Genomic DNA, 23,447 nt, shown 5'->3' with positions numbered 1-23,447 from the left:
ACACAATAAATGGCTAAACAAATTAAAACTATTGGGGTAATGACATCAGGAGGAGATTCTCCTGGAATGAATGCTGCTATTAGAGCAGTAGCTCGTGCTTGCTCCTATTATAATGTAAAATGTATTGGTTTTTATAGAGGCTATCAAGGAATGATAGAAAATGATTATTGTGAGATGAATGCTCGAAGTGTTCGTAATATTATCAGTACGGGAGGAACCATTCTTAAATCTGCTCGCTCCGCAGAATTTAAAACACCCGAAGGAAGAAAAAAAGCAGCTGATAATCTTAAAAAAGCGGGTGTGGATGCAATGATATTGATAGGAGGAGATGGAACTTTTAAAGGAGGAAAGATTTTTAGCGAAGAACACGATATACCTGTTATCGGAGTTCCAGGAACTATTGATAATGATATTGCAGGAACTAACTTTACAATAGGATATGATACGGCATTAAATACTGTAGTTGATGCGATCGATAAAATTAGAGATACAGCAAGTTCGCATGATCGATTATTTTTTATTGAAGTAATGGGACGGGATGCAGGTTTTATAGCGTTAAATAGTGGAGTAGGAGCTGGAGCAGAAGAAATCCTAATCCCTGAAGAAAATTTAGGGTTGGATAGAATGCTAGAATCATTAAAAAGAAGTAAAAGATCCGGAAAATCTTCAAGTATTGTAGTAGTTTGTGAAGGTGATAAGATCGGAAAAAATGTGTATGAACTTGCAGATTATGTAACGGAAAACATGCCAGATTACGATGTAAGGGTTACGGTTTTGGGGCATATGCAGCGAGGAGGTTCTCCCTCTTGTTTCGATAGAACTTTAGCTAGTAGACTTTGTGTTAAAGCAGTGGAGTTGTTGTTGGATGGAGAACAAAACGTAATGGTTGGGGTGCTTAATAATAAGATAGTGGCAACTAATTTTGATGAAGGATTAAAAGAAGATCATAGTATTAATAAAGAACTCCTTCGTATTTCGGATATCCTTTCAGTATAATTACAATGATTACAATAGCAATTATAGCACACGATGGTAAAAAAGCAGAAATGGTTCAATTTCTGAATGAACATCAAGAAATCTTACAATCTAAAAATGTATCGCTTATATCTACGGGTACCACTGGAGAGAAAGCAAAGCGCGCAGGTTTTGATGTAGAAGCATTATTATCCGGTCCTCTTGGAGGTGATGCACAAATTGCCGCTGGTGTTGCAGAAAAAAGAGTGGATATGGTTATTTTCTTTAGAGACCCTTTGGCAAAACATCCTCATGAGCCTGATATTTTTATGTTGATGAGGTTATGCGATGTGTATGACGTTCCGTTGGCTACAAATCCTGCTACTGCACAGTTATTACTAAAGGGGCTATAAATTATTGGGATAAATTTCGGATACATTGCTCTCTAATTCCCCAGATTTTATCAAATGAAAAATTTAATTCTTCTTCAATAATCCAAGATTTGATATACTCTTGGTGATAATGGATTTTAAAATCTCCTACTTGAAGAGGTTTTATGTTTTTTTCAACTATTACGTCATTTTCGATTTTGTAAAAATCCGATATACTAGATGTCGCATCTATAGTTTGATTTTTGTACCGTAAATAGGTGTGAGCTTCTGGAATGTAGTTTAAGTTATTTTCTAAAAGGATGTTTCCAATATTGGGAGTATTTATACTATTCATTCTATAAATGCCAATAATAAGATCTATATCATTTCTTCCATTTAAATTAGCTACTCGTTTCAATAATGCGTGTTTAGAACTACAAGTACCCTTTTGTTCTAAGATAACCAATTTAGAGTCTATTCTATTGGCATTTCGACCATAGGGGAGATCTTTGATAAATTGGATTAGTTGAACCCAAGAGCTAATACCTTTTCTTATAATAAGATTAGATAATTCATCATTAGAGGTAATTTCGAAATCGGTCATATTTAAAAATAAAAAAACTCAAACAAATTTTGCTTGAGCTTTTAATATATTTTTTGAAATGGATATTATTTCACCGCAATTACCGAAATTTCTACATTTACAAATTTTGGTAACGCAGCAACAGCTACAGTTTCTCTGGCTGGAGCAGTATCTTCATTAAAATAGCTTCCATAAACTTCGTTTACCTGAGAAAAATTATTCATATCACTTAAGAAAATAGTAGTTTTTATAACGTGTTCAAATGTCATACCTACTTCATCTAGAATTCCTTTAAGGTTTTTCATTACCATTTTTGCCTCAGTTTTAATATCATCCATAACCAGTTCTCCAGTTTCAGGATTGATAGCTATTTGACCGGAAGTGTAAAGTGTATTACCATTAAGAATAGCTTGGCTGTAAGGGCCTATCGGAGCAGGAGCATTAGTAGTAGTTATTATTTTTTTCATAATGTGTGTTGTGTTATTGTTTGTTTTGATTTTATAAACCTAGTATAACTTAAGTATACATATTTAAGATACTAACTTATAATTGTCTGTCCGGTTCACGTCTTTTATCATACTTAATATCACTAAGAACAGAGGATTTGATACCTATAAAGAAGTTCCATGATGTTCTTTCACTAAAAGGAATCCAATTAAAACTCAAATTCCAACTGTCTAAGTCTCTTTGGAACCTTAAATTGGTATATGTGAATCCAGGGTTTTTAAGATCATACCCAGAGGATACTCCAACGGACCATTTAGGAGCTAGTTCTACATCTCCAGAGAACATAATTGAGTGTGATGAAATTTCGTTTTGCCTAGCGTTATTACTGTAATTGACGGTATATGATAGGCGTAAGGACCAAGGGATTTTGTAATTATAGTTCTTGATATCCCTTTTTTCTTTATTGTCATTAGTTGGACGATTTGACTGGTCATCTCTAAAATCTGTTCCACCACCAAATAAATTATCGGGTCGTCCACCATTTTGTAAAGTTTGATTGGATAAAGGATCTTCATTAGACTGGCCTTTTTCAAAATCTTTACTAGAAAAGGAATACCCAAAATTAGCACTGGCTCTAGTTAATCTAAATAGACTACCTCCGTTATCAATGTTCCAAACATCTATTTTGCGATTGTTGTTATCTAATGCATAAGGATCTAACTCTGCACTAAAGTTAATGTCTAGTTTGTTCTCTATTATAGGAATATTTCCGGTAATAGATAGTGGGCTCAATTGCAGAGAATCACCAGCAATATTATATGCGGTTCTAAAATTTAAGTTATTTAATAAAACCACCTTTCGGGGTTCTAAATCAGTGGTATCCTTACTCTTTACCTTAGCTTCAAGGTTATTGCTTAAAGAAAAGCCAATGCTACTAGAAAAAGTATTACTTGGGGCACCGAAGAACCCACCTTCGAATCTAGAGTATTCAACTACTTCTGTTTCATCAATATCTAATGTATTCGGGTCATCGGTTATTGTATATTCATCATAGAATTGATCAAAAGCCGGATTGATACTATAACTAATCGATGGTCTCATCGTATGACGTATTGCCTGGATTTTCTTATCTTTCTTAAAGTTAAAAGTTCCATATATAGTAGTTCCTAAACTTGTTGAAAAATTATAAGTTCTATAAGCATCAAAACCAGCAATGGTATCTCTAACAACTTCTCCCGCACCGTCGTTAGCATCTGGGTCATAACTCTGATCAATAGTTTCAAATACCCAATTTTCCTGAAAACTTGTACCCATAGTGGCACTTAAGTATTTAAAGATTTTAAAGTTCGTGCTAATAGGTATGGAATGCTGCATACCGATTCTTGCATCGTTGAACATATCTCCTGTAAAAAGATCATCATCGGTAGTAGTAATTCTGTTTTCTCCTCTAAAGTTGTACTGCGTATTAATATTTTGTATGATTCCTTTCTTAACACCTACTTTTGGAGCAAAAGGAAATATTCTAGAAACACTAGCATTTACATTAGGAAGCGATAAATTCACTTCTTGCGTATTGGTATTGGAGTTGTGATTGGCAGCTACATTTAGGTTTACTTGTGGATCTCCTTGAAAAGTTTTCGAATAAGAAATTGAAGAACTAAGTTGATTATTTAAGAAGTTACCAGTATTAAGTTGATTTGTTGACTGCTGGAAAAAATCACTACTACCAAAATTCACAGAAGCAGAAAATCTTGAATTAGGATTTGCTTTTGCATCCTGAGAATGAGTCCATTGTATGTTGTAAGTAGTTCTCTGAGCAAAATCAGGGAATCCTCTTTCACTAGTTAAATTATTTTCGAATCTAAAACGGAGATTTCCTCTATATCGATATCTTACGGCATATGCGGATTCAGTAAGAAGGGTATAACTACCATTGGTATAGTAATCCCCTGTAATTGTTAAATCGGCATAATCACTTACTGCAAAGTAATAACCACCATTTTGTAAAAAGTATCCTCTGTTATTTTCTTCTCCATAACTAGGGATAATAAAACCAGAAGTTCTTTTATCTTGCAAAGGGAAATAACCAAATGGTAATCCAAGAGGAGTTGGTACATCTGCGATAAACATATTTACCAAACCAGTGACAATTTTTTTCTTAGGTACTAGTTTTATTCTACGAGCGTAAAAATAGTAATCAGCGTTATCTACATCTTCTGCAGTTGTAAATTTTACATTACTCATATAGATTACAGAGTCATTTACCCTTTTAGAGACTTCTCCTTTAACATTCATTTCCCCTTGTTTCGTTCGGGAATTATATATTAAAGCTTTTTCTGTATCAAAATTAAATCTAATAGAATCTGGCTCCACTACATTTTGAGCTTGTTTAAAAACAGGTGTTTGAGTATAATCTCCCACAGAATCTTTAATACCGTAGGCATACACTTCATTTTTAGCATTGTCTACTATGATAAGTCCTGCGTTTATTTGCATTTCGCCATATATAATTTCAGCTTCATTATAGAGATACATTTTATTTTCTCTACGGCTTAGTCTCATATAGTCTTTAGACTTATATTTGACCTTATCAGTTAATAATTGTGGCGGAGCAACTGTGGTATCCTTCTTTGTTGTGTCTTGATCTTTTTCGTTTTCCAGTAACTCAGTTTTAGATTCGGAACCTTTTTTTGGTAAAGAAATAGAATCCTTTTGCGCTGGAATAGGTTTTTTGGTCGTTTTATCGAACTCTTGTGCAGTTGTATAACAAATACAAAATAGTGAAAAACTTAGTGAATAAAGTATGTTACGTACCGTTGTTTGCAATGGTTTATATCCTATTTTTGTAAAACTATGGCTTAGTTTTTGAAGTGCCAAAATTACATATATTTTTTATGTAGAGATTGTAATTGGTAAAAAAATAAATATTTATATCAAATACTTTGCTCTAACGTTATTTTTAAATGAAACCTGTATTCTAATTTCTAAGGTCATAACCATATGATTTTAGAATTATTATACTAAATACGGAAACAATTTGGTAATGTTTCAAGCTAAGTGATAATTTTGCATAATTATGAAAAAGAAAATAATATACAGTTCACTTTTAATTGCATCGGTTTTTATCCTATCAGCATTTACATTATCTGTTGTGAGTGAGAGTAATAAAGAGAAGTTTGTGGTGGTTTTAGATGCCGGGCATGGCGGGCATGATCCTGGAAATAGGGGAAATGGTTACAAGGAAAAAGATATTGCTCTTAAAGTAGTTTTAGCAGTTGGTACGGCCTTAGAGAAAGATGATCGTTTTAAAGTGGTTTATACCAGAAGTACGGATAAGTTTATAGAATTACATGAAAGAGGGAAAATAGCAAATAAAGCTAAAGCGGATTTATTTGTGTCCGTACACTGTAATTCTCACCGTTCACAAGCATATGGAACTGAGACTTTTGTGTTGGGATTACATGCGAATAATGAGAATTTTAATGTTGCTAAAAATGAAAACTCAGTTATTTTATTAGAAGATAATTATGAAGCGAACTATGATGGGTTTGATCCAAATTCTCCAGAATCAATAATAGGATTAACTTTAATGCAAGAAGAATATCTAGATCAAAGTCTTACTTTGGCTAGTTTCGTTCAGAATGGATTTAATAAAAGCTTAAAACGAAAAAGTAGAGGAGTAAAACAAGCCGGTTTTGTTGTTTTACATCAAACCTATATGCCTAGTGTGTTAATAGAACTAGGATTTCTTACCAATAATAAAGAAGGTAAATACCTCAATTCTAGAAAGGGTCAGGATGAGATGGCAAAATCTATTATTTCTTCTATTATAGATTATAAAGAGAGTCTAGATGCGATATATTATGTTCCTGATGCTCCTGAACCAGAAGTTCCGGAAGTGGTAGATAGCGATTCTATAACAAAGGTTGTAGGACAAAAAATGTATGATGGAATAACGTTCAAGGTACAAATAGCAGCAGGATCTAATGACATAGAACTTGAGCCGAAAAACTTTAATGGATTAGATCAATTATCAAAGATTCAGTTTGAAGGATTGTATAAGTATTATTTTGGAAGTACTTCTAATTATAATTTAATCAAGGAGTTGAGAGGTGTAGCTGTTGATAAAGGATATGCTTCATGTTTCGTTGTAGCATTTAAGGATAATGAATTAATTCCTCTTACAGAGGCTTTAAAAACTGATGCTACATCGAACTAATCTAAATAAATACTAATAAATCGTTCGTTAATAATCTTTGGAAGTATATTTTTTATTCTAAATTTGTGTCCTAAACATATGCTATTTTGAAATTTACTCGCGAAGTTAAAACAGGAATTTTAGCACTGTCTGCTATAGCACTTTTAATTTTTGGATATAGTTTTCTAAAAGGTAAAAATCTTTTAGAAAGTGACCGAACTTTTTATGCTGTGTATGATAACGTAGAAGGTTTGATACCTTCATCACCAGTTACTATAAATGGTTTGGTAGTAGGAAAGGTAGTTTCGATCAAGTTTGCTGACTCTAAAGGAAATCTTGTAGTGGAATTTAATGTTAGTAGTGATTTTACTTTTTCTAAAAACAGCGAAGCCATGGTATATGGTGGAGATTTAATTGGAGGAAAGTCATTGGCAATTAATCCAATATATGAAGCTGGTTTAGAAGCAAAGGACAAAGATACATTGCCGGGGAGAGTTAAAGCTGGTTTATTAGAATTAGTAAATGAACAATTAACTCCGCTGCAGTTAAAATTAGAATCTGCTATTAAAGATGCTGATACTTTATTGACTTCTGTAAATGGAATTTTGTCAGTTGATAACAAAAATAATTTAAATTCCATTTTTGCAGATCTTAGTGTTACTGTTCGAAACTTTAAAGGTGCATCAGGGTCTTTAAATAATATTTTATCGGGTAATGAAAAAAAATTAAATACTACGCTTTCTAACCTTGATGAAATGTCTACGAATCTTAATCAGTTTTTGGATTCATTATCAAAGGTTAATATAGGTAAACTAGTAAAAGACCTAGATGGGGTTTTGGCTAATTTTGAGAAAATCTCTAAAGATTTAGAAGTAGGAAAAGGAACGGCAGGTAAATTATTAAAAGATGATAAGCTTTATAATAATCTAGAGGATGCTAGTAAAGAATTAGAATTACTACTTCAGGATCTTAGATTAAATCCTACGAGATATGTAAATATTTCGGTTTTTGGAAAAAAGAACAAGCCATACATAAAGCCTACAGATTCAATAAACTAACTACTTCAAATGATGCAATATATTCCTAATATCATATTTATAATTGCTTTAATAGCAGGAATTGGATATTTCACAAAAAACATTCGTAAAGTCATTCGAAATATTCGATTGGGTAAAGATGTAGATCGAACGGATAACAAAAAAGAACGTTTTAATAATATGATGATGATTGCTTTTGGGCAATCAAAAATGGTAAGAAGACCTATTGCAGGGATATTACACGTGGTCGTATATATAGGTTTTGTTATTATTAATATCGAAGTGCTAGAGATTATTATTGATGGTATTTTCGGAACGCATAGAATTTTTGCATTCTTAGGAGGGTTATATGATTTCTTAATTGGTTCTTTTGAGATTCTTGCACTTTTAGTTTTGGTAAGTGTGTTTATCTTCTGGATAAGAAGAAATATTGTTAATATTAGACGTTTTAAAACCTTAAAAGGTTGGCCTAAAAATGATGGTAATATTATTCTTTATTTTGAGGTTGTGTTGATGACACTATTCCTTACTATGAATGCTGCCGATTTACAATTACAAAATTTAGGAGCTGAACACTATATAAAAGCGGGATCTTATCCTGTTAGTCAGTTTATAACTCCTTTGTTTAATGGGATGTCGGAAGGAACACTAATTATTCTTGAGCGTAGCGCTTGGTGGATGCACATTATTGGGATTTTAATATTCTTGAATTACTTATATTTTTCAAAACATTTACATATCCTATTAGCTTTTCCAAACACTTATTACGGAGATTTAAGGCCTAAAGGACAGATGGATAACCTAGAATCTGTTACTAAGGAAGTAATGTTGATGATGGATCCTAATGCTGATCCATTTGCTGCACCAGCAGAAGACGAAACCGAAGGAGAACCAGAAAAGTTTGGGGCTTCTGACGTTACTGATTTAAATTGGGTGCAATTGCTTAATTCTTATACTTGTACAGAATGTGGGCGTTGTACCAGTGAATGTCCTGCAAACCAGACAGGCAAGAAGTTATCCCCTCGAAAGATAATGATGGATACCAGAGATCGTCTTCAGGAAGTGGGAGATAATATAGATAAGAATGGTAGTTTCGTAGATGATGGAAAGCAATTGTTAAATGATTATATAACACAAGAAGAATTATGGGCTTGTACAAGTTGTAATGCCTGTGTAGAAGCTTGTCCAGTTAGTATAAGTCCGTTGTCTATTATTTTAGATATGAGAAGATATTTAGTAATGGAGCAAAGTGCTGCACCAACAGATCTAAATAATATGATGTCTAACATAGAGAATAACGGAGCTCCTTGGCCATTTAACCAGATGGACAGACTAAACTGGAATAAAGAATAAAATTTGATAATATTAACCATAACTATTAACCATAAACTTTTAAAAATTAAGAGAATTTAGAAATTATGAAGAAGGAAGAAGTAGAGAAATTATTGCATGATAAGGTAGAAGAAGGGGAACACATTAGTCCAGTATTACCAGAAGGTATTAAGAATTACCTTATTGATATTGATGGTACGATTACAGAAGATGTTCCTAATGAAGAGCCAGAAAGAATGGTTACATGTGAACCATTTCCAGATGCTTTAGTTACATTAAATAAATGGTACGATGAAGGACATATTATATGCTTCTTTACATCAAGAACAGAGGAACATAGAGAAGTTACTGAAACTTGGTTAAAAACCCATGGATTCAATTATCATAGTCTTTTAATGGGAAAACCAAGAGGAGGAAATTATCATTGGATAGATAATCACTTAGTAAAAGCAACTCGTTATACTGGTAAATTTACAGAATTAGTAGAGAGAGTTGTAACTATCGAAGTTTTTGATGACGGTAAACACGATTAAATAAGTTTTTGTTCGAGATTTTTTCTAACAAAAACCAAGGATATAAATAGTATAAACATATGAGTGAAGCAATAAAGGTGCCTACAATGGCAGAGTATATGGCTGAAGGTAAGATGCCAGAAATATTATTTTGGGTAGGATGTGCTGGAAGTTTTGATGATAGAGCTAAGAAAATCACAAAAGCCTTTGTGAAGCTTCTTCATAGTTCTAAAGTAGACTTTGCTGTATTGGGAACCGAAGAAAGTTGTACAGGAGATCCAGCTAAAAGATCTGGGAATGAATTTTTGTTTCAGATGCAAGCAGTTACCAATATTGAGGTAATGAATGCATACGAGATTAAAAAAGTTGTTACCGCCTGTCCTCATTGTTTCAATACATTAAAAAATGAATATCCTGCTTTGGGAGGGAATTATGAAGTAATGCATCATACACAATTCCTTAAATCACTTTTAGATGAAGGAAGATTAACAGTAGAAGGTGGTAAGTTTAAAGGTAAGAGAATTACTTTTCACGATCCTTGTTATCTAGGTAGAGCTAATAATGTATATGAAGCCCCAAGAGATCTTCTTAGAAAATTAGAAGTAGAACTTACAGAAATGAAACGTAGTAAACGTAATGGGTTATGTTGTGGAGCTGGTGGAGCACAGATGTTTAAGGAACCAGAACCAGGTAATAAAGATGTAAATATTGAGCGAACGGAAGATGCTTTAGAAACAAAACCAGATATTATTGCTGCGGGTTGTCCATTTTGTAATACAATGATGACTGATGGCGTGAAAAATAAGGAAAAAGAAGATAGTATTGATGTGATGGATGTAGCAGAACTGATTGCAAATGCTCAAGATTTGTAAAAAAAGATTTTAAAGATTAAGCAGACTAATAAAAGAGTTGATATGTTTGTTCATATTAACTCTTTTTTGTTGCAACAATTAGGAATACTTTTTGTTATTTTAGAAAATAAAAAGAAAGAGGATGTTAGTAGATTTTAAAGAACTCCCGGATACGTCAAGAATTTGGATCTATCAAGCCAATAGATCATTTACTTTAGAGGAGTTAGATGAGATAAAAAATAAATTAGAAACTTTTATAACACAATGGACTGCACATGGATCGGATCTAAAGGCAGGGTATGATATAAAGTATAAAAGATTTATAACAATTGCATTAGATCAAGATATGAATCAAGCAACTGGCTGTTCTATAGATGCTTCTGTCCATTTTATACAGCAGTTAGAAACAGATTATAAGGTTGATTTAATGGATAAAATGAATGTTTCCTATAAACAAGGGGAATTTGTTGCGTATAAAACACTTACGGATTTTAGAAAAATGGCCAAGAATAGATCTGTTTCTCCAAACACGATAGTGTTTAATAATTTGGTTACTAATATTGCTGAGTATAAAACTGATTGGGAAGTTCCTGCTAAGGATAGTTGGCATAACCGTTTTTTAAATTAGTTTTTGTGCGATATATTTTTTCTAAATACTTTTCTTATATAATTTTTGTTTTTACGCTATCAGGTCTTTCTCAAGAGTCTGGTACTTTAAATATTAAAGATTCTATTGTTGGAATTCAGGTTGATTCTCTTGTAGGGCAGTTAGCCGAAAATAAAGTACCATTACGTCCACTGATTGTTAAAGATGAGTATGATGTTCAAAGGTTATGGGTAGATAGTATTTATAACAAAATGACTTTAAAAGAAAAAGTCGGACAGTTATTTATGGTAGATGTTTTCTCTTCTAAACCAAAGAAAGAAACGGATAAAATAAAAAAACTTATAGAAGAATATCATATAGGAGGAATTATTTTTTCTAAGGGAGGACCGCAACGTCAGGCAAAGCTTAATAACGAATATCAAGAAATTTCTAAAATACCGTTATTAATCGGTATGGATGCAGAATGGGGATTAGCTATGCGATTAGATTCTACGAAAGCATTTCCTTGGAATATGACGCTAGGAGCTATTCAGAATAATGACCTAATAGAAGAAACGGGACGACAAATAGCAAAACATTGTAAACGACTAGGTGTACATATTAATTTCGCTCCAGTTGTGGATATGAATACCAATCCCAAAAATCCAATTATAGGAAATCGTTCTTTTGGAGAAGATAAAGATAATGTTACGGAAAAGGCATTAGCTTTTATGAAAGGAATGCAGAAAGAAGGTGTTTTAGCAAGTGCGAAACATTTTCCAGGACATGGTGATACAGATAGTGATTCTCATAAAACCTTGCCTACCATTAATTTTGATCAAAAGAGAATTGATAGTATAGAGTTATATCCTTATCGTAGGTTAATAGCTGATGGATTATCTAGTGTTATGGTGGCTCATCTTAATATCCCTAGTTTAGAACCGAGATCCGGATACCCTTCTTCAATATCAAAAAATGTTGTCACGAATATATTACAAGATAGTTTAGGTTTTGAAGGGTTGGTTATTACTGATGCTTTAAACATGAAAGGTGCATCAGATTTTAAAGCTCCTGGAGACATTGATCTTGCAGCATTAAAAGCGGGTAATGATATTCTTTTAATTTCAGAAGATGTTCCCTTAGCATCCCAGAAAATTGTTTCTGCTTATTACTCCGGTGAGATCACAGAACAACGTTTAGCACATTCGGTTAAAAAAATATTATTCGCTAAATATAAAGCAGGTCTTCATAAATATGAACCTGTAAAGACAGAATATCTTTTTGAAGAGCTTAATAGTACTGCTAATGAAGTGTTACATCATAAACTAGTAGAAAATTCACTTACGTTAGTTAAAAATGATAGAGCAATTCTACCTGTTAAAAACTTAGATCTTAAAAAAGTAGCTTATGTGTCATTGGGAGATGATTCTGGAGAAGTGTTTTTAGAAGAACTAAATAAATATACGAAGGTGGATTGGGTAAAAGGAAACCAACTTCCTGAAATATTAGATCAATTAAGGAACTATAATTATGTAATCGTAGGATTGCATAAATCAAATGACAATCCTTGGAAAGATTATAAGTTTAAGGATAAAGAATTAGTTTGGTTATATGAGATAGCTAGACTTAATAATACAGTTTTAAGTGTTTTTTCTAGACCTTATGCTATGCTGGATCTTCAAACGACTACCAATTTCGAGGGAATCTTAATGGCTTATCAAAACAGTCCTGTTGCGCAGCAAAAAGCTGCTCAATTATTATTTGGTGCTATTGAGGCAAAAGGAAAACTTCCGGTAAGCCTAGGAGTTGATTTTCCTTTAGGAACAGGTCAAGAAACAAGATCTTTAAAACGATTAGCTTATGGAATACCAGAAACAGTTGGTATGAATTCTCATAAACTAGAAAGGATTGATTCTATTGTTAATATAGCAATAAGAGAAAATATGACTCCTGGCCTACAATTAATTGTAGCAAGAAAAGGGAAAGTAGTCTACAATAAGAATTATGGATATCACACCTATGCTAAATCAAGGAAAGTAAAAGGTTCTGATATTTATGATCTAGCATCGTTGACAAAAATTCTTTCAACTTTGCCTTTAACTATGGAGCTAAAAGATAAAGGGATTTTATCATTAGATACTCGAGTAGGAGAGATGTTACCATCATTTAAGGAATCTAACAAGAAAGATATTACAATTAGATCTATGCTCTCTCATTATGCTCGATTAAGAGCTTGGATTCCATTTTATTTAAAGACTTTAGATACTGTAACATCTAGGCCAGATAAAAAATATTATAGAACTAAACGTACTGATGATTTCAATATTAGGGTAACGGGCAATTTATATCTGCGAAGTGATATGAAAGATTCGTTGATGTTACGAATTAAGGATAGTGAATTAAGAAGTAGACTTAGTTATAAATACAGTGATTTACCTTATTATTTGATGAAATCTTTTATCGAAGGGCATTATGGGAATGATTTAGATGCATTGACCCAGCAGCATATTTACAAAGCCATGGGAGCGAGCAATATGGGGTATTTGCCTTTAAATAAATTTGATAAGAAACGTATTGTACCTACAGAAAATGACCAGGCTTATAGAAAAGAGATAATTCATGGATATGTTCATGATCAAGGTGCAGCTATGTTTGGAGGTATTGGCGGGCATGCAGGTTTATTTGCTAATGCAAATGATGTTGCTAAGATGATGCAGATGTATCTTAATGGAGGATATTATGGAGGTAAACAATTTATAAGTAGTCAAACAATTGATGAATTTAATACGTGTACATATTGCAATAAGAGGGTTAGAAGAGGAGTAGGTTTTGATAAACCTCAACTTGGAGATGTTGGACCTACCTGTGGTTGTATATCTATGAACAGCTATGGGCATAGTGGTTTTACGGGAACATTTACTTGGGCAGATCCTGATGAAGAGATTATTTATGTTTTCTTAAGTAATCGGACGTTTCCCGATTCTGCGAATCGAAAATTGATTTCTAATGATATTCGATCAGAGATTCAGAGATTAATATATGAAGCAATAAATTATTAATATTGGTTTAAAAATTTAAATTAAATGAACATCAAAATATCAGAAAAGGGACCTTTGTTTTCTAGAATAGTTGCTGGATGTATGAATTGGGGCGAATGGGGTGCAAATCTAACAACTGATGAGTCACAGAAATTAATTGAAGACTGTTTAGAGATTGGAGTAACGACGTTTGATCATGCTGATATTTATGGACATTATACAACAGAATCATTGTTTGGTAATGCTATAAAAGGTAAGAGTTCATTAAGAGAACAAATGCAATTGGTTACCAAGTGTGGCATTCGATTAATAACTCCTAATCGACCGGATAATCAAATTAAATCTTATAAAACTACCAAAAAGTATATTATAGAATCTGTAGAGCAATCACTAGTGAATTTACAAACAGATTTTATCGATATGCTATTAATTCATAGACCTAGTCCGTTAATGAATCCTTTGGAGATTGCAGAAGCTTTTGAAACCTTAAAATCTAGTGGTAAAGTGTTGCATTTCGGAGTTTCTAATTTTACTCCTTCTCAATTTGATATGTTGAATGATGTTTTTCCTCTACAAACCAATCAAATAGAAATTTCACCATTACGATTAACACCATTTATTGATGGTTCTTTAGATCAGTGCATAAAACGTGCTATCAAACCTATGGCTTATTCTACTCTTGCTGGAGGAAAGTTTTTTTCAAAGCAACCAAATGAAAAAGTTGTTAGAATTAACGAAGTAATAAATCCTTTAATCCAAAAATATGAAGTTCCTGCTGATCAAATATTAACCGCTTGGTTACTAAAACATCCTTCTGGAATATTACCGATAATGGGTTCTACAAAAATTACTCGTATTCAATCTGCAGTAAATTCTTTATCCATCGAAATTACAGATGAAGAGTGGTTTAGAGTATGGGAGGCTTCTACGGGAACGGAAGTTGCATAATTTTTTATTTAAATATTCTAATAGTATATATTTCTAAGTGTCAAATAAACAAAAGATTAGTCTTAGTTATAGTATTTGTTTTTCGATTCTAGTTAAGTTTTCTTTCAAAAAAAATAAAAAAATACAAGAAAGTGGGGTAACATATTTCCTTCTAATGACACTTATGTATAGTGAAAGTTTGGTTTATTAAATAAGGTAGGCACTTAATTAAACAAACAATTACTGAGAAATCAATGGCTACGGTTTCATAGGGGTATGTGTACCGTAGTCAGATTTTGTACATTTAAAAACATAAAAGCTACTTCATAAGAGGTGGCTTTATATATATATATATTAGAATCTATTCTATCTTCCAACTATGCTCCAAATGCTTTATTGTATTTAAAAACTTCGCAATTAGATTTTAGTGCATAGCTAAAGTTTAATAATGTTAGTAAAGTTATTGTTTTCTAATCTTTTTATATTCTTTGGTTCTTTATAAATTGTGAATAACTATGCGTGCATTGTTAATAAATTATTGCTAAACTGTTTTTGTATTAAATTTTTATGTACATTTAGCAGGCTTAACGATTGGACCCTAATATGATTTATTTCACATAATAATTAGAAATTGGTCATAATGTATAAAGAAAACATATCAAATCACGCGAATATTAAAACTCATTACCCCCTATAATGAACAACTACAAACTCACTATTATCGGATTTGCAATATCCGCATTCCTGTATTTTTCATCGATTTTTTTAGAACTTGATCTTTTCGAACTGGTATTAGCTTTTTTAGCGAGTATTGAGAAATTTAATTTTGGCGAATTTATTCTACCACTCATCATATTTTCAATCTTTTTAATTTTTGATATGCGTAGGCGTGTTAAGAAAATTAAATTAGAAAATGCAAAATTAAAGATTTACAAAGCTATGTTGTCTTCTAGTCATCATATCCTAAATAATTTTATTTATCAGATGGATATCTTTAAAATTACGGCAGAGGATACACCTGGTTTTGATGCAAGAACATTGGCTTATTATGAAGATATTATAAGTAATACCTCTAGTCAGATTCATTCACTTAGTAATCTCTCTAGTATTGATGAGTATTCTATCAGAACTTCGGTAATGACTGGATGATTTATGATATGTTATTTACCCAATAACACTACTTAATCTAAACATTGGTAAATACATTGCTATAAGTATAACTCCAACAATAATACCAACAAGAATTGTAAGTAAAGGGTTAAGCACATTGGATATAACTTGTGATTGATGTTTTACCTGTTGATTGTATTGCTCATTAAGCTTTTGGAATATAAATTCTGTTTGATTGGTCTCTTCTGCTACTCGAATCATTGCTATTAATTTTTTATCAAAAATAGAGCTTTTTGCAAATGAAGTACTTAATTTATCTCCAGCAATAACGGCTTCGTTAGTTTTTTGTAGACCTTGTTGAAGTGGATAAAAATTAATCATATTTTTTACCAAGTCGATACTATCTACCATAGGAACTTTAGCATACGTTAATAAAGAAAGTGCCTGCGTAAACTGCGCCATGTAAATTCTTCTAAAGTAATTACCAAGTATAGGAATCTTAAGTTGTAGCTTCCCTAAAAATTTTCGGTACCATTTCTTTTTGGACACTAAAGAAACACCTATTATTGTTAAAATGATGCATCCTAAAATAAGAAAGCCATGTTCTCCTGTGAAATTAGAAAAGCTAATAATAGCTTCCGTAATATCTGGAAGATCTACTTTATTTTGCTTAAATATATCCACAAACATGGGCACTACGTACCGTAGCATAAAAAAGATAACAATTAGAGCAGTGAGTAATACTATAATAGGATATGTAAGTGCAGAAACGATTTCTCTCTTTAGATCATTTTTTCTTTTATAAAATTCACTGAGTTCTAGTGTGATCTGGGCTAATTGACCCGTTTGTTCACCAATTCTAACTGCATAATACTCGTAATCAGTAAAATTTTTATCTGCTTTTAGAATTTCAGAAAAAGCATTACCATCGATTAATTTTAATAACATGCTGTTCATTAACTTTTGATCTTTTTCTTTTTTCTGTGTTTCAGATAAAAGTTCTAAACCGCTTTTTAAATCAATTCCAGATTTTAATAAAACACTAAGTTCCGCATACCACTGTTCCTTTTTTTTGCTATTAAAAGCATTTCCGAACAAGGTGATTTCTTTTGTTAGGATTTCTGAAATATCAAAAGAAGTATTCTCTTGCTTAGTTTTTTTAGTATTTTCAATTTTGATTCCCATATTCAGAAATAGATTGTCGGATCATTATGTTTATAAACAAAAATACGATGTAAATCGGTAGTGTTATCAAAGGTGAGTTTGATAGCATCAATAGTTCCGGAGGTTACTTCTTTACCTTCGAAATAATATTTTATAGCTTTGGTTTTTAATATAAATGAATTAATACTAGTAGAGATACTATCAGAATTGAAATTATAGATTTTTTCTTCATTCGGAGAAGAGCACAGTAAAGTATTGTCTTTTGGGTTCCACTGTAGTTTTGGATATCTATTAAAATCTATCGTCAAAGCAACCTCTAAAGATTGTATTTGAGATTGGTGATTATAATTAGCCTCGATACCTCTCATGTTTTTTTGGACAATACCAAGAATTGTAAATGCTAAACCAACAACTATAGCAGAAATTACTATTACCACCATCATCTCGGTCAGCGTAAACGCTTTTATTCTATGAGAAACATTATTCATGTATACTTAGTTGTTTTTCATGACTGATATTACCATTATTATACATAATGATATTGCGGTCGTTTTTAGTAATGATTTCAATTTCCCAAGAATCAAAATCTTCAGCATATGGTGTCTTCAGCTTAGCATGAATTACAAGATATTCTAGTTCTTTTACTCTGTTTTCTATTGCACCTTGATCTCTTTTGATATGATTTGTAAAAATGTTATTAAAACTTAAGCTGGCGATCATAAATACGATTATGATCAGTACCGAAGCTGTTAGCGTTTCGATTAATGTAGCAGCACGTATTTTTTTTAATATAACCATGTCGCTATATTTTTTTTTACATTCTTAAAAGGTAATCCAGCATATTTAGGAATAGGGTTCACAAGGATTTTACCATTATACAAATGATTCATATATACGGACCCTGATTGATTAGCAATGAATTGTTGTGTATATAATGAACCTTTTATAGTTCCCATAAATTCAATATTCCCTTGGCAATATATTTCTCCAATGATCTCTGTTCCAATTGCTATGTTTAAGTTCGTTTTTATACGGTTTTTAGTAGCTGACTTGTTTTTTAAATACACTACAGAACCTTGGATAACAGTATTTTTATCTATGCTAAAATCTGGATTTCTGTTTTGTGATGTATTTCCTGTATTTGATTTAGAGATATTTTTTTTATCTAAAAGTGTAGCAGACGAAGGGTAAAATAGATGACAACTTTTTCCAATTTCAATTTTTTTGCTAGCAATAAGCTGAAATCTACCCTTTACATAATCTTCAACAATTATTATTGGTGCAATAACCACCACATCGGTTAATTGAGAAGCAGAAGTAATTGTAATTTTTGATGATGATTGTATAACAACGTTCCCAGATATTTTTTCGTTCCCAAGAACTATTGATTCATTTGTATAAATAATTTTTGCGGTATCATAAAATGAGTTTTTTACCTCTTTAGCAATAGGAATTGTAAGTGCTTCATCAATATAACCTCCTTTAATAATAGATTCTATATAGGAAATCCATTGATTATCTAATTCAGGAATTGTTGCCTTACTTTCTATAACACTACCATAGTATAGACTGCTACCTTGATAATAATTACCTGATATATTACCAGCTTTAATGCCTTGCTCCGGAAGATAGCTGTTGCCTTCTAGTCTTGTATTACCTACAACCACCAAAGGAGCATTTTTATTAGCAAGATATAAATTTGGTGTTTTTAGAGCTAAAGCAGCTCCAGTAAAAGCGATTTTACGGATCTTACTTTCCTTTACAGCAACTTCAGAAAATGTTTTTGTCCAGGCACCATGATAATTGGTAGCTAGTTTTATGGTTTTTGTGTCTATCGAACTATTAGTAGTATCTTTTGATGCTGTAGTAGCTAGTAAGGATCCGAATATTTGATTATTTGCTATATCAGAAGCCTCTATTATTTCTTTAGATTTAATTCTAAAAAACGACTGAACATGAGTAAGTAATAAGAAAGTGCTGAGTAGTATCGCAATAATAACTGAGATTAGCAATGCAAACTGCATGGCTTGTGCTTTTATTTTATATACTATCTTCAATTCAAAATCTGAAATTGCTTAGTGCTGCCTTTATATTTTAGCTTTATTGCGCTAGAAGAACCTTTTACAAGTTGCACCTCGGAAAAAGAATCTTTGATTTTCATTAATTGATCAGTTCCGTTAATTTCTACTAAAAATATTGCAGAAGAATTATTTTGAGCAGAAACCAAGCCTTTATAACGAATCGAAGGCCAAATCGTTTCTTGTTTTTTACTTTTTGGTTTGATGCTTTTAGGAGTCGTTTTTTTAGGACGATATATAGTTCCTAAAAACGGATCTCTATCCACATCACTAATAGAGAATTTTTCTCGTTCCTTAGTTTTTATTGTAGCAAAAGAAACATTAGTAATAGTAGACATTACAGGATCTTCATCAGAAAAGGCATCTACCACCTGAAAAATAATAGCACCCCAGATAAAGACTACTAATGGTAATAATATATATAATCCTTTTTTTCCTTTTAACATCGTATTAATTTATGGTAAAACTAAAGGTGTCGCTAGCTTCACTTTGATTACCAGCTTCATCAAAAGCTTTTATAAACCAATAATAAGTTTCTCCAGTATCTAAAGTAATATCTGCAGGAGAAGTTACACGGTCTTTTGTAACTAGATCTGTTAATTGATCATTATGATAAACATATATACTGTCAAATTCGGTACTTCCTTCTACAGCTTCTCTAGTCCAAGAAAAAGAAACCATGGCATCTGTTAGTATTGCTTGATTTGCAGGTGTAGTGGCAATTGGTTTTAGCGGATTCATACTATCTACAGTAAGAGTCCTACTAAAATACAAGGTATTTTGCGTATCATTCTCCGCACGAACTTGCCAAGTAGTTACGCCTTCAGGAAATGTGAGTTGGATAGAATTATTTGTGCTGGTATTTTCATCAATAACTTGATCACTTTCGTCTAATAATTGAATTCTATAAGCAGTAGCGTCAGTAACAGATTGCCATTGTAATGTAACAGCTGTATTATTAACAATCGCATTGTCTTCTGGGGATGATAACAGTACTTCTCTAGCAGAAAAATCCTCACTTTCGATAATACTAAAACTAGCTGTAGTATATATAGTTTCTGATCCAGAGTTCTGAGCACGTACCCTCCATTGATAATCATTTTTTACTAATGTCGTACTAAAGTTCGTAAGTGTAACGGTAGTGTCTTCTACAATTTGTGAGGCATTTTCGAAGGTGGGCCGTGCTATCTGAAGTCTATAGGATGTAGCTTGATCGACAGCATTCCAACTAAAAGAAACGGACGTGTTTTCTACTTGCGATCCATCAGAAGGAGCAATGATAGAGACTAGGTCATCTGTAATATCTTCTTCAAACAGAATTTCTTCGCAACTAAATAAGGTAAGTAGGAAGATGGTTATATATAAGAATTGTTTTTTCATAGGAATCATTTCTTGCTTATTTTCTTAAGTCGTGATAAGAAAATGCAACTCCAACTAGTATTCTGTAGTTGCTTTTATAATTTTAAATAATTTATTTTTTCTTTTGCTTTTTCAGCATTTTTATAAGTGTTTTTTGGGCAACTGTCATTTTCATCGACGATGTCAAAAAGAGAAACTCTTCTTTTATCATTTTCTCCCCAACAGAAATAAGACAATCGATAGCCGAATATGGTGGTATCTGAAAAATCTATGGTTTTATAGTTTTTTCCGTCTGTTACTAATGATAATTCATATTGCTTGTAATTTTTATTTACTAAAAATACAGCCTCTGCGGATTGAATTTCTTTAATGATTTGTGGAGATACCGACATCGAAACAGAAGATATCATTTCTGCATCTTGTTGTCGTTTTAGGTATTCAATGGTTTGCTGATTGTATCCTTGTTCTAGTTCCGAAATAATCGATACCCAATCAATCAATTCTATTTTTAGAAATTGTGGTTTGGTATCTAGAGAATCTATATAGGTAATTTGTTGCGGATTATTAGGTGATGAATTTATATATGCTTTAAATGTAGTTTTATCAAAAGTGGTAGGAGTAATCCCCATACGAATTCCTTTTTTATAGGTTGGTATGGTAGTTACCTGAAAATCGGTATTGAGCATATGATTTTCGTGTATACCAATAACCCCTAAAGCTACTGGTGTTGTAGTTGCTGTATGCATTGCTGATTTGTTGACCGATATACTACGACAGCCAAGGAAACATGTAAAGCTACATACTACTAAAAAATATTTTTTAAACTGCATAAATTATGTTTTGTATCTACCACAAAATGAGCCGCCAAAGATAATAGAAGCCAGCAAATTAAACTAATGAGCTGCTGATTATTATGACTGTTATGCACCTACTTATGGTTTCTTATAGTATAGTGTCGGTTAGAAGAGATTTGTTACCACGATTTTGGTATTTTTTTTGGTTGGGTGTCAAGAGTCAGGTGTCGGATGTTTGATGTCGGGTGTTTGATGTCGGATGTTTGATGTCAGGTGTCGGATGTCGGATGTTTGATGTCGGGTGTTTGATGTCGGGTGTTTGATGTTTGATGACTGAGGTCGGGTTTTCGTTGTCGGGTACTCTAGGCCCGAAGTATGCCTTTTTCTAACCTTTAGCTTCGTTTCAATTACAATCATTATTATAATACTCAACCACTTCTCTGATATGTCTTTTTTTAAACTCTTTATTTTGTATTTTTTCTACTAACGAAGCACAATCTTCAAAATAGGCAGATGCCGCTTTTTTAAAGTTCTTACTGAATAGTTGATTAGATCCTAAATGGGTAACTTCTTCTTCATTACCTCTTTGTACATAATAGTTATTAATAGAATAATAATTACCCGCGCCAAAACCTACACCCGCACCGCCAAAACCACCTGTACCCATATTTGCATTTGCAACGTACCCTTCGCTATGTATTCTGTAGAGCGTAACTTTCCCCTTTTCTATAAGTTGTAAAACTTTTGAGAATTCACTTTCTTTTACTGGTCGATATACATATGTATTTATTTCACCACCTTCATAGATTTTTACTTTTTCTAGTTCTTCAAAACTGTATTTTATAGCCTTTTCTTTTCTAGCTTTTCTGAATTTTACTTTGCCAAAACTTTTTATTTTTCCTAATCCCTCTAAAACTGTTCCGTCCTTAAAAGTAAGAATTGCTTTAGTTTTTTGTGCTTGCAACTGTACCGTAGAAAAAGCAAATAGTAGTAAGAGTAGGTGAGTCGTATATTTCATTTTTATATTTTCGTTTTTTGTTATAGATATAAGTGTCATAATGAGATGGAATGTTACTGTATACTTTTGGTTTTTTTTTAAACAGGCGATACTTATTGATGGAAAGCAATTGTTTTAATGAATGTAAAGATATAACTAGGAATAGCTTACTGATTAGATGATGTATAAAGCTGATTGGGCTAATTATTTTTAGTAAATTTAGAAGAATTCAATATATAAATAATAATTATGGGAAAAATAAATAGTATTACTGTATATAAGAAGTATCAAATGGAAATTGGCGCTACACGAAAAATAAAAGGAGGAACTGCTACTGATGATCTAGCCAAATGGAGAAAAAATATCGAAGATGGTATGATCGATCGCAGATCGGCTATAGGTGGTTAGATTTATTTATTCTTTCTTTCTACTGTTATTAGTTCGAAATAAAAAGTTGCTTTACGATATGGAACACAACAGCTATAAATCATCAAGCTTATAGCTGTTGTGTTATCGCTTACTCATACGCTGCCAATCTTTACCGCCACTAGTTACAAACTAGCGTGAGCGGGGGTGTTGAAGCGACGAGGGAGTACTAAAACCAAAAAAGCATACTCCGCAAAAATAGACAGCCACAACCTATTACAAAAATAGATTGTGGCTTTTGTTACTATATTTCCTTATTCTTATCGCTTACTTATACGCTGCCATTGTCTTGTCCTGAAATAGGTTTACACAAAAAGTGTGAAAATATGGAAAGATATTCAAAAACATCAACAACAAAATGGCAAAATAGGTATAGTGAAGAGTTTAAAGATTTCGTTTGCAACGAATTTTTAACAGGAACTTTAAAGCGAAAAACAATTGAAGATAAATATAATCTGGGTCACGGAACATTAACAAGCTGGTTAAAAGACAAAGGATATGATTATACAAACCCAAGTATAGTATCTTTACCAGTAATGGCAAATCAATCAAATAAAACTTCAGACAACAAAAACGAATCTGTATCTCAATTAAAGAGGGAACTACAAGAAGCTCGATTATTGGCCGAAACTTACAGAAAAATGATTGAGGTTGCAGAACAAGAATTTAAAATAAGAATTGTA

The 23,447-nt window shown here is 32.2% G+C and carries 24 protein-coding genes; 13 read left to right on the top strand and 11 right to left on the bottom strand.

What is annotated here, in order from left to right; translation table 11 throughout:
• Positions 1–9: 9 nt before the first annotated feature.
• A complete protein-coding gene (gene pfkA / locus H526_RS0109090) occupies positions 10–996 on the top strand; it encodes a 6-phosphofructokinase (protein ID WP_027392717.1) in 987 nt (328 codons plus the stop codon).
• An 8-nt stretch (positions 997–1,004) separates the two neighbouring features.
• Positions 1,005–1,367, top strand: a complete 363-nt coding sequence (locus tag H526_RS0109085) for a methylglyoxal synthase (RefSeq protein WP_027392716.1) — start codon at positions 1,005–1,007, stop codon at positions 1,365–1,367.
• 1 nt (position 1,368) lies between these two features.
• On the opposite strand, the gene H526_RS0109080 is transcribed toward H526_RS0109085, so the two are convergent.
• The 3 genes from H526_RS0109080 to H526_RS0109070 form a co-directional block, all read right to left on the bottom strand.
• On the bottom strand, positions 1,369–1,929 hold the full coding sequence (locus tag H526_RS0109080) for a hypothetical protein (RefSeq protein ID WP_027392715.1): 561 nt from the start codon (positions 1,927–1,929) through the stop codon (positions 1,369–1,371).
• A 65-nt stretch (positions 1,930–1,994) separates the two neighbouring features.
• Positions 1,995–2,375 carry a RidA family protein gene (locus H526_RS0109075; RefSeq protein WP_027392714.1) on the bottom strand — a complete coding sequence of 127 codons (381 nt, stop codon included), beginning with the start codon at positions 2,373–2,375 and terminating at the stop codon, positions 1,995–1,997.
• Between the two features lie 76 nt (positions 2,376–2,451).
• Entirely contained in the window at positions 2,452–5,232 is a 2,781-nt protein-coding gene (locus H526_RS0109070; protein ID WP_027392713.1) for a putative LPS assembly protein LptD, read from the bottom strand.
• Between the two features lie 199 nt (positions 5,233–5,431).
• Here H526_RS0109070 and H526_RS0109065 point away from each other — a divergent pair, with 199 nt between their 5' ends.
• The 9 genes from H526_RS0109065 (at position 5,432) to H526_RS0109020 (ending at position 15,985) form a co-directional block, all read left to right on the top strand.
• On the top strand, positions 5,432–6,574 hold the full coding sequence (locus H526_RS0109065; protein ID WP_027392712.1) for an N-acetylmuramoyl-L-alanine amidase family protein: 1,143 nt from the start codon (positions 5,432–5,434) through the stop codon (positions 6,572–6,574).
• 86 nt (positions 6,575–6,660) lie between these two features.
• Positions 6,661–7,611: an MlaD family protein gene (locus tag H526_RS0109060; protein WP_027392711.1), complete on the top strand. Its 951-nt coding sequence runs from the start codon at positions 6,661–6,663 to the stop codon at positions 7,609–7,611.
• Positions 7,612–7,623: 12 nt separating this feature from the next.
• Entirely contained in the window at positions 7,624–8,943 is a 1,320-nt protein-coding gene (locus H526_RS0109055) for a 4Fe-4S dicluster domain-containing protein (RefSeq protein WP_027392710.1), read from the top strand.
• A gap of 65 nt (positions 8,944–9,008) precedes the next feature.
• Entirely contained in the window at positions 9,009–9,455 is a 447-nt protein-coding gene (locus H526_RS0109050) for an LNS2 domain-containing protein (RefSeq protein WP_027392709.1), read from the top strand.
• Positions 9,456–9,514: 59 nt separating this feature from the next.
• Complete coding sequence (locus H526_RS0109045; RefSeq protein WP_027392708.1) at positions 9,515–10,306, top strand: (Fe-S)-binding protein; 792 nt, start codon at positions 9,515–9,517, stop codon at positions 10,304–10,306.
• 121 nt (positions 10,307–10,427) lie between these two features.
• Complete coding sequence (locus tag H526_RS0109035) at positions 10,428–10,913, top strand: ABC transporter ATPase (protein ID WP_027392707.1); 486 nt, start codon at positions 10,428–10,430, stop codon at positions 10,911–10,913.
• Between the two features lie 113 nt (positions 10,914–11,026).
• A complete protein-coding gene (locus H526_RS28725) occupies positions 11,027–13,930 on the top strand; it encodes a serine hydrolase domain-containing protein (RefSeq protein WP_245591201.1) in 2,904 nt (967 codons plus the stop codon).
• A 24-nt stretch (positions 13,931–13,954) separates the two neighbouring features.
• Positions 13,955–14,857: an aldo/keto reductase gene (locus tag H526_RS0109025; RefSeq protein WP_035085067.1), complete on the top strand. Its 903-nt coding sequence runs from the start codon at positions 13,955–13,957 to the stop codon at positions 14,855–14,857.
• Between the two features lie 675 nt (positions 14,858–15,532).
• Positions 15,533–15,985: a hypothetical protein gene (locus tag H526_RS0109020; RefSeq protein WP_027392705.1), complete on the top strand. Its 453-nt coding sequence runs from the start codon at positions 15,533–15,535 to the stop codon at positions 15,983–15,985.
• A 15-nt stretch (positions 15,986–16,000) separates the two neighbouring features.
• Here H526_RS0109020 and H526_RS0109015 read toward each other — a convergent pair whose 3' ends face one another.
• The 8 genes from H526_RS0109015 to H526_RS0108980 all read right to left on the bottom strand — a co-directional run bounded on the left by H526_RS0109015 (position 16,001) and on the right by H526_RS0108980 (position 22,359).
• Positions 16,001–17,131 (bottom strand): type II secretion system F family protein, encoded by a 1,131-nt coding sequence (locus tag H526_RS0109015; protein ID WP_027392704.1) that lies wholly within the window; start codon positions 17,129–17,131, stop codon positions 16,001–16,003.
• A 2-nt stretch (positions 17,132–17,133) separates the two neighbouring features.
• The gene (locus tag H526_RS0109010) at positions 17,134–17,598 is read right to left on the bottom strand and encodes a prepilin-type N-terminal cleavage/methylation domain-containing protein (RefSeq protein ID WP_027392703.1); all 465 of its coding nucleotides are present in this window, start codon (positions 17,596–17,598) and stop codon (positions 17,134–17,136) included.
• Positions 17,591–17,908, bottom strand: coding sequence for a hypothetical protein (locus tag H526_RS0109005; protein ID WP_027392702.1), 318 nt, complete (start codon positions 17,906–17,908; stop codon positions 17,591–17,593). The genes H526_RS0109010 and H526_RS0109005 overlap by 8 nt, the downstream gene beginning before the upstream one ends.
• Positions 17,896–19,167: a hypothetical protein gene (locus H526_RS0109000; RefSeq protein WP_027392701.1), complete on the bottom strand. Its 1,272-nt coding sequence runs from the start codon at positions 19,165–19,167 to the stop codon at positions 17,896–17,898. Before H526_RS0109000 ends, H526_RS0109005 begins: the two co-directional genes overlap by 13 nt.
• Positions 19,164–19,634 (bottom strand): hypothetical protein, encoded by a 471-nt coding sequence (locus H526_RS0108995; RefSeq protein WP_027392700.1) that lies wholly within the window; start codon positions 19,632–19,634, stop codon positions 19,164–19,166. The genes H526_RS0109000 and H526_RS0108995 overlap by 4 nt, the downstream gene beginning before the upstream one ends.
• A gap of 4 nt (positions 19,635–19,638) precedes the next feature.
• Positions 19,639–20,568, bottom strand: a complete 930-nt coding sequence (locus H526_RS0108990) for a fibronectin type III domain-containing protein (RefSeq protein WP_027392699.1) — start codon at positions 20,566–20,568, stop codon at positions 19,639–19,641.
• Between the two features lie 74 nt (positions 20,569–20,642).
• On the bottom strand, positions 20,643–21,377 hold the full coding sequence (locus H526_RS0108985; RefSeq protein ID WP_211237834.1) for a hypothetical protein: 735 nt from the start codon (positions 21,375–21,377) through the stop codon (positions 20,643–20,645).
• 367 nt (positions 21,378–21,744) lie between these two features.
• The gene (locus tag H526_RS0108980) at positions 21,745–22,359 is read right to left on the bottom strand and encodes a hypothetical protein (protein WP_027392697.1); all 615 of its coding nucleotides are present in this window, start codon (positions 22,357–22,359) and stop codon (positions 21,745–21,747) included.
• A gap of 228 nt (positions 22,360–22,587) precedes the next feature.
• On the opposite strand from H526_RS0108980, the gene H526_RS31725 reads away from it, so the two are divergent.
• Together H526_RS31725 and H526_RS0108970 are read left to right on the top strand one after the other, a co-directional pair.
• Entirely contained in the window at positions 22,588–22,746 is a 159-nt protein-coding gene (locus H526_RS31725) for a hypothetical protein (protein ID WP_155839646.1), read from the top strand.
• A 344-nt stretch (positions 22,747–23,090) separates the two neighbouring features.
• The coding region (locus H526_RS0108970) for a hypothetical protein (RefSeq protein ID WP_027392696.1) at positions 23,091–23,447 on the top strand (357 nt) is incomplete at its 3' end.

This window comes from Aquimarina latercula DSM 2041, from assembly GCF_000430645.1.
Taxonomy (GTDB): domain Bacteria; phylum Bacteroidota; class Bacteroidia; order Flavobacteriales; family Flavobacteriaceae; genus Aquimarina; species Aquimarina latercula.
Note: the sequence above shows the minus strand (reverse complement) of the source record. Positions and strands in the feature narration are given on the sequence as shown.